This is a genomic window from uncultured Sphingomonas sp., from assembly GCF_946477935.1.
GTDB lineage: Bacteria > Pseudomonadota > Alphaproteobacteria > Sphingomonadales > Sphingomonadaceae > Sphingomonas.
Genome location: NZ_CAMLAC010000234.1, coordinates 1 through 5666 on the forward strand (window position 1 = coordinate 1; position 5666 = coordinate 5666).

Consider the following 5666-nt stretch of genomic DNA (forward strand, 5'->3'; position numbering starts at 1 on the left):
GCACCGCCCTCGGCACGCGGCCCCTCGCCATCCTCGCGCGGGGGCGCCTCGCCGCCTTCGCGCGGTGCCTCCGGTCGGTCGCCCTGCGCGCCCTCGCGCCGCCGCTCGCCGCCCGGCGGGCGCAGCCCCTCGAACGGATTGGGGCCCTCACCGGCACGATACGCCTCGATCTGCCGCTGGATCTGCGACTTGATCGGCTTGGAGAAGTTGAAACCCCAGCGCAGTTCGGTCCGCTCCGCGCGCGCGGAATTGATCGGCCGGGTGTCCAGTTGCACCAGCGCGCCCGTTTCGTCGCGCAGGAACCGCTCGGGAAAGGCCTGCGCGATCCGGTCGGTCACCGTCGCCAGTTCGGTCACCAGATTGTCGGTGCGGCTGTTCGTGAAGCTGGCGGTCAGGTTGAAATCGGTCTGGCTCCACGGCTTCAGGGTCAGCCCCAGTCGCTCGACATGCCGGCTGCTCGCCCGCAGCAGGGGGTTGCCGCCCCCGATCGTCGTCACCGTCGCGGTCTCGCCGCGCACATAATCGAACACGCGCACATTGGGCGTGGTGATCTGCGGCGCGCCGAGCTGCGTAGGCGACGGCGCGCTGTCCGCATCGGTGACGTTGGCGATCAGCCGCAACCCTTCGATCGGAGACCAGTTCGCGCCGTAGCCGATGCTGGTCAGCGTGCCGAAGTCCGACACCTCGTTCACATTGGCGTTCAGGTTCAGCGACAATTGCCGCAGCGGCGACAGCACGCCGCGCGTCCGGCTGGCGATCGGCAGGTCCAGATTGACCTGCCCGTTCACCGTATCGCGCGAGATGTCGGCGGCGCGCACATCGCCGAACCGGAAGGAGCGGCTGTCCACCGAATTGGTGTCCGCCCCCACCTTGAAGCTGGTCGAAACATCGCCGGCCGGCAGGCTGAACAGCCGCCCGTTCAGCAGCGCGTCGATCGATCCGGTCTGCGCGGTCGACCGCGCGAAGTTGCGCGATGCCAGCGGCAGGTCCGCCGGGGTCAGCGCGCCGAAGGGGCTGGTGGTCGGATCGCCCGCCGCAAGCCGCGCGTTGAAGTCGCGCACGTCCAGCCCGGTATCGGTCGCCACCCGGCTTTCGCTGCGGTCATACGCGCCCGTCACCGTCCAGCGCCACCGCCCCAGCTCGCCGTTCAGCGCCGCACCCAGTCGCGCGGTCAGCGCATTGTTCTGCTGGCGCAGGGGCGAGAATCCATCGTCGAAGCCCCGCGCGACGACCACGTCGGTCCCGAACGGCGAGAAGGGATTGCCGGTCGGCAGCGCAAGCTGCGCGGTCGGCAATCCTTGCAGGCTGCTGGTCTGCGTCGTCTGCACCTGTGCGTTGATCGAGGCGGCGACGTTGCCGAAGATCGGCTGCGCATAGGTGGCATTGGTGCCGAACTGCCGCTGCGCGCCCTGCAGCGTGCGGAACGGCGTCGCATCCAGGATGCCCGCCGGCGTGGTCGCGAACTGCGCCAGCGTCGGGTTGGTCACGCCCGCCGGCACGCCCGCGATCGTCGTGGCACTGCCGGTCAGCGCGCTCAGTCCGGGGTCGATCTCGCCCCGCCCGCCCGCGCCCAGCACGTTGCCGCCCAGCGCGAAATTGGTCTGCGGCGCCACGATGTCGCGCTCCGCCTCGGTCAGCGCGCTGCGTTCCTGATATTCGGTGTGCAGGCTGAAGCGCTTGTCGCGCCGGATCTGCACCCAGTCCAGCTCGCCCTCGCCAAAGGCCTGTCCCCCTTGCGTCGGCACGCGCCCCGCCAGCTCCACCACCGTCGAGCGGAAGCGGTTGCGCAGCACGAAGTTCACCACCTTCTGGTCGGCGCTATAACCATATTTCAGCGCGACCTCTTCGGGCAGGATCTCGACGCGCGCGATCGACTCGGCGGGCAGGTCGCGAATCTCCTGAAAGCCCGAAATGCGCTTGCCGTTCAGCAGCACCACCGGCGGGCCGCCGCGCCCGCTCGTCGTCTGCGGGGTCAATTCGGTCAACAGGTCCGCGATCGAGCTGACGCCGTAGGAGCGCACATCGGCCGGGGTCAGCGTCTGGTCGGGCGGAATGTCGCCGATCGCCGATCCGCGGGGCCGGGCACCGGTGACGACGATATCCTCGCTGTCCGCACTCTCGTCACCGCCGCCCGCGCCGTCGGCGGCGTCCTCGCCTTGCGTCGGGGTGGCGGGGGTCGCCGCCGGTGGGCCTGCCGGTGCGGTCTGGGCAATGGCCATGGCCGGCCATCCCGCCGCCCCCATCAGCATCGCCGCCATCATGCTCCGCATCGTCACGCTTCCCCGAACTGGTAATCCGGGTGCCGACTAGGGGCTATTTGTCGCAGAATTATGCCCGACAAATGGGCGGGCAGGAAAAATCAGTCGCGCGGTGCGTCGCGCAGCATCGCCTCCAGCGTGCCCCGCGCCTCGCTGTCGGCGGCGGACGCATCCACCACCCCCTCCAGCGCCCGGTACGCGGCCAGCACGCGGGCGCCCTCCGGCGTCAGCTTCGCGCCGCTGTCCGCGCCGCCGCCGCGTGCGGTGGCGACCAGCCTGGCCGACCAGCACCGGTTCATCTCGTCCACCAGCAGCCACGTCCGGCGATAGCTCATCGCCAGCGCGCGCCCCGCGGCCGAGATCGATCCGTGCCGCCGGATCGCTTCCAGCAGGTCCGCCTTGCCGGGGCCCATCGCGATCACCTCGCCGCACAATATCTGCAGCTTCAGCTTCAACGGGCCCCGGCGCACGGACATTATCCGGCGAACGCCTTTTCGATCACATAGGCGCCCGGCTGCGCGTTCGAACCCTCGGGGAAGCCCATCGCCTCGAACCTGGCGCCCAGGCTCTTGATCATGTCCATGCTGCCGCACATCATGATCCGGTCGGTTTCCGGATTGAACGCATGCCCGCTCGGCAGGTCGGCGAACAGCCGGCCATCGTCGATCAGCGCGTCGATCCGCCCGCTGGTGTGGAACGGCTCGCGCGTGACGGTCGGGACATAGTGGAACTTCTCCGCCGCCACGTCGCCGACCAGCGGATCGTCGGCCAGCTTGGCCGCCAGCTCGTCATGATAGGCCAGGTCGCTCACCCGGCGCACCGAATGGACGATCACCACCTCGTCGAACAGGTCGTAGATGTCCGGGTCGCGCGCCACGGACAGGAAGGGGGCCAGCCCCGTGCCCGTGGACAGCATGAACAGCCGCTTGCCCGGCAGCAGCGCGTCGGCCACCAGCGTGCCGGTCGGCTTGCGCCCCAGATAGATCTGGTCGCCCGGCTGCACCTTTTGCAGCTTGGAGGTCAGCGGCCCGTCCGCCACCTTGATCGACAGGAAATCCAGCTTCTCGTCATAGGACGGGCTCGCCACCGAATAGGCGCGCAGCAGCGGCTTGCCGTTGTCGCCCTGCAATCCGATCATCACGAACTCGCCAGACCGGAAGCGGAAGCTGTCGGGGCGCGAGATGGCGAAGGAGAACAGATGCTCGTTCCAATGGTGGACGCTCTGCACCGTCTCCACGCTCAGCGCCGCCGTCGGCGCCAGTTCGACCTTGGTTTCCGTCAACAAACTCATGCTCCTCGAAAGCCGGCAACGACCGCCCGCTCTCCCTGTTCAAACCTGCGATTGATGCGCGCCCTTATCATGGGAAGCGCATCATGCCCACAAAGGTCGGCGATGCCGCCAAATAGCAGCGATTGACCGATCGGGTTCATGCACATCGACGCCTCCGACCGTCCGGCCGCATAAAATTTTCCCGTGATATTGATAATGACTCGCAGGCACTGCTAAAGGGGGCCGATCACACAGACAAGGAAAATTGCCCGTCCATGTCGTCGCATGCCGCCTCCGCCACGCACCCTGCACCTGCCCTGCGCGGTGCAAGCGTCGCGTGGCGATGCGCGACGGCGCTGGTCGGCGGCTATGCCTTTGCCGCGGTAGCGGCCACGCTTCTTGCCCGCCTGCTGCCGATCGACCGGGCGGAGGCGACCGGATGGGGGATGGTCCTCAGCTTCCTCGTCTATGCCGGGATCGGCCTGTGGGCGCTGCATGACCACCGCCTGGGCCGCGTCACGCTGGTGATCTGGGGCGGCGCCGCGCTCGGCTTTGCCGCACTCCACCTGCTCGGCGTGCGTCCGTGAGCGCGGTGGCGATCGGCCTGCGCCAGTCGATGGCGACGATCCATGGCTGGCTGGGCCTGATCGCCGGGTGGATCCTGTTCACCATGTTCCTGACCGGCACCGCCAGCTATTTCCGGCCCGAGATCACGCAGTGGATGCAGCCGGAGATCCGGCCCGCCGCCGTGTCCCCGTCACAGGCGGCGGGTGCCGCCGTGCGCCGCCTGAACGCGGACGGGCCGAACGACGTGCAATGGTTCATCTCGCTGCCGGACGACCGTACCGTCGCGACCCGCGCCTTCCGCCTGCTCGCCCCCGGCCCTGACGGCAAGCCACAGCGCGGCCCCGGCGAGATCACGCTCGATCCCGCCACCGGCGCCGACGTCCACGCGCGCGAGACGCGCGGCGGCGAGCATTTCTACCGCTTCCACTTCCAGCTCCAACTGCCCCACCCCTGGGGCCGCTGGCTCGCCGGCCTGTGCGCGATGTTCATGCTCGGCGCGATCATCTCGGGCGTCATCACCCACAAGCGCATCTTCGCCGATTTCTTCACGCTGCGCTGGAACAAGGGGCAGCGGTCCTGGCTCGACGCGCACAACGTCTCCGCCGTCCTCGCGCTGCCCTATCACGCGATGATCACCTATACCGGACTGATCACGCTGGTCGCGATGTACATGCCCTGGCCGGTCGCGGCGAACTACGCCAGGCCGCTCGCCTTTGCCGAGGCCGCCTACGGCCTGCCCGCCGACAGCGAGGCGAGCGGCCGGCCCGCACCTTTGGTCGATGTCGCCGCGCTGGTGCGCGATGCGGAGGGGCGCTGGGGCAAGCCCGCCACCCGCCTCGTCGTCCGTCACCCCAACGACGCCGCCGCCACCGTCACCGTCAGCCGCCACACCCGCGGTTCGATCAACGCGCGCACCCCCTCCATCACCTATGACGGCGCCACCGGCCGCGTCCTCTCCATCGCGCCCGACGCCGGCCCCGCGCTCTCCACCGCCGGCGTCATGCTCGGCCTGCACATCGCCGGTTTCGCCGGCCCGGCACTACGCTGGGCCTATTTCGCGCTCGGCCTCACCGGCGCCGCCATGGTCGGCACCGGCCTGCTGCTCTGGACCACCAAGCGTCGCCGCCCGGGCGCCGTCCCCTTCTTCGGCCTGCGCCTGGTCGAACGGCTCAACATCGCCGTGGTCGCCGCCTTTCCCATCGGCATGGCCGCCTATCTGCTCGCCAACCGCCTGATTCCGGCCGCCGCCGAAGGCCGCGCTGCGACCGAGGTCGCCGCGATGTTCTGGACCTGGGGCATCCTCTCCCTCGTCCAGCTTGTCCGCCCCGCCCGCCGCGCCTGGGCCGAACTCTTCGCGCTCTGCGGCGACAGCCACACGTCGACCCACGGGGCGCTCGGCGCGCTCGCCTTCGCCGCGATCCCGATCGTCGATGCGGCAACCACCGACCGCGGCCTGTTCCACGCGCTCGCCACCGGCGACACCGTCTTCGCCGGCGTCGACATCGCCACCCTCGTCATCGCGCTCACGCTCGCCCTCGCCGCGTGGCGCGCCGGCCGCCGCCCCCCCGCCC

The 5666-nt window shown here is 69.7% G+C and carries 6 protein-coding genes; 2 read left to right on the top strand and 4 right to left on the bottom strand.

Features of this window, described 5'->3' with window-relative positions; translation table 11 throughout:
• The 4 genes from Q0U08_RS17285 to Q0U08_RS17300 all read right to left on the bottom strand — a co-directional run.
• The coding region (locus tag Q0U08_RS17285) for a TonB-dependent receptor (RefSeq protein ID WP_298092866.1) at nt 1-2270 on the bottom strand (2270 nt) is incomplete at its 3' end.
• 89 nt (nt 2271-2359) lie between these two features.
• On the bottom strand, nt 2360-2728 hold the full coding sequence (locus tag Q0U08_RS17290; protein WP_298092873.1) for a winged helix-turn-helix domain-containing protein: 369 nt from the start codon (nt 2726-2728) through the stop codon (nt 2360-2362).
• Between the two features lie 5 nt (nt 2729-2733).
• Complete coding sequence (locus tag Q0U08_RS17295; RefSeq protein ID WP_298092868.1) at nt 2734-3549, bottom strand: ferredoxin--NADP reductase; 816 nt, start codon at nt 3547-3549, stop codon at nt 2734-2736.
• On the bottom strand, nt 3546-3689 hold the full coding sequence (locus Q0U08_RS17300) for a hypothetical protein (protein ID WP_298092869.1): 144 nt from the start codon (nt 3687-3689) through the stop codon (nt 3546-3548). The genes Q0U08_RS17295 and Q0U08_RS17300 overlap by 4 nt, the downstream gene beginning before the upstream one ends.
• Before the next feature lie 114 nt (nt 3690-3803).
• On the opposite strand from Q0U08_RS17300, the gene Q0U08_RS17305 reads away from it, so the two are divergent.
• Both Q0U08_RS17305 and Q0U08_RS17310 read left to right on the top strand, forming a co-directional pair.
• A complete protein-coding gene (locus Q0U08_RS17305) occupies nt 3804-4115 on the top strand; it encodes an iron transporter (RefSeq protein ID WP_298092871.1) in 312 nt (103 codons plus the stop codon).
• Nucleotides 4112-5666 (top strand): PepSY domain-containing protein (locus tag Q0U08_RS17310; RefSeq protein WP_298092872.1); only part of this gene is annotated, 1555 nt, incomplete at its 3' end. The genes Q0U08_RS17305 and Q0U08_RS17310, both read left to right, overlap by 4 nt.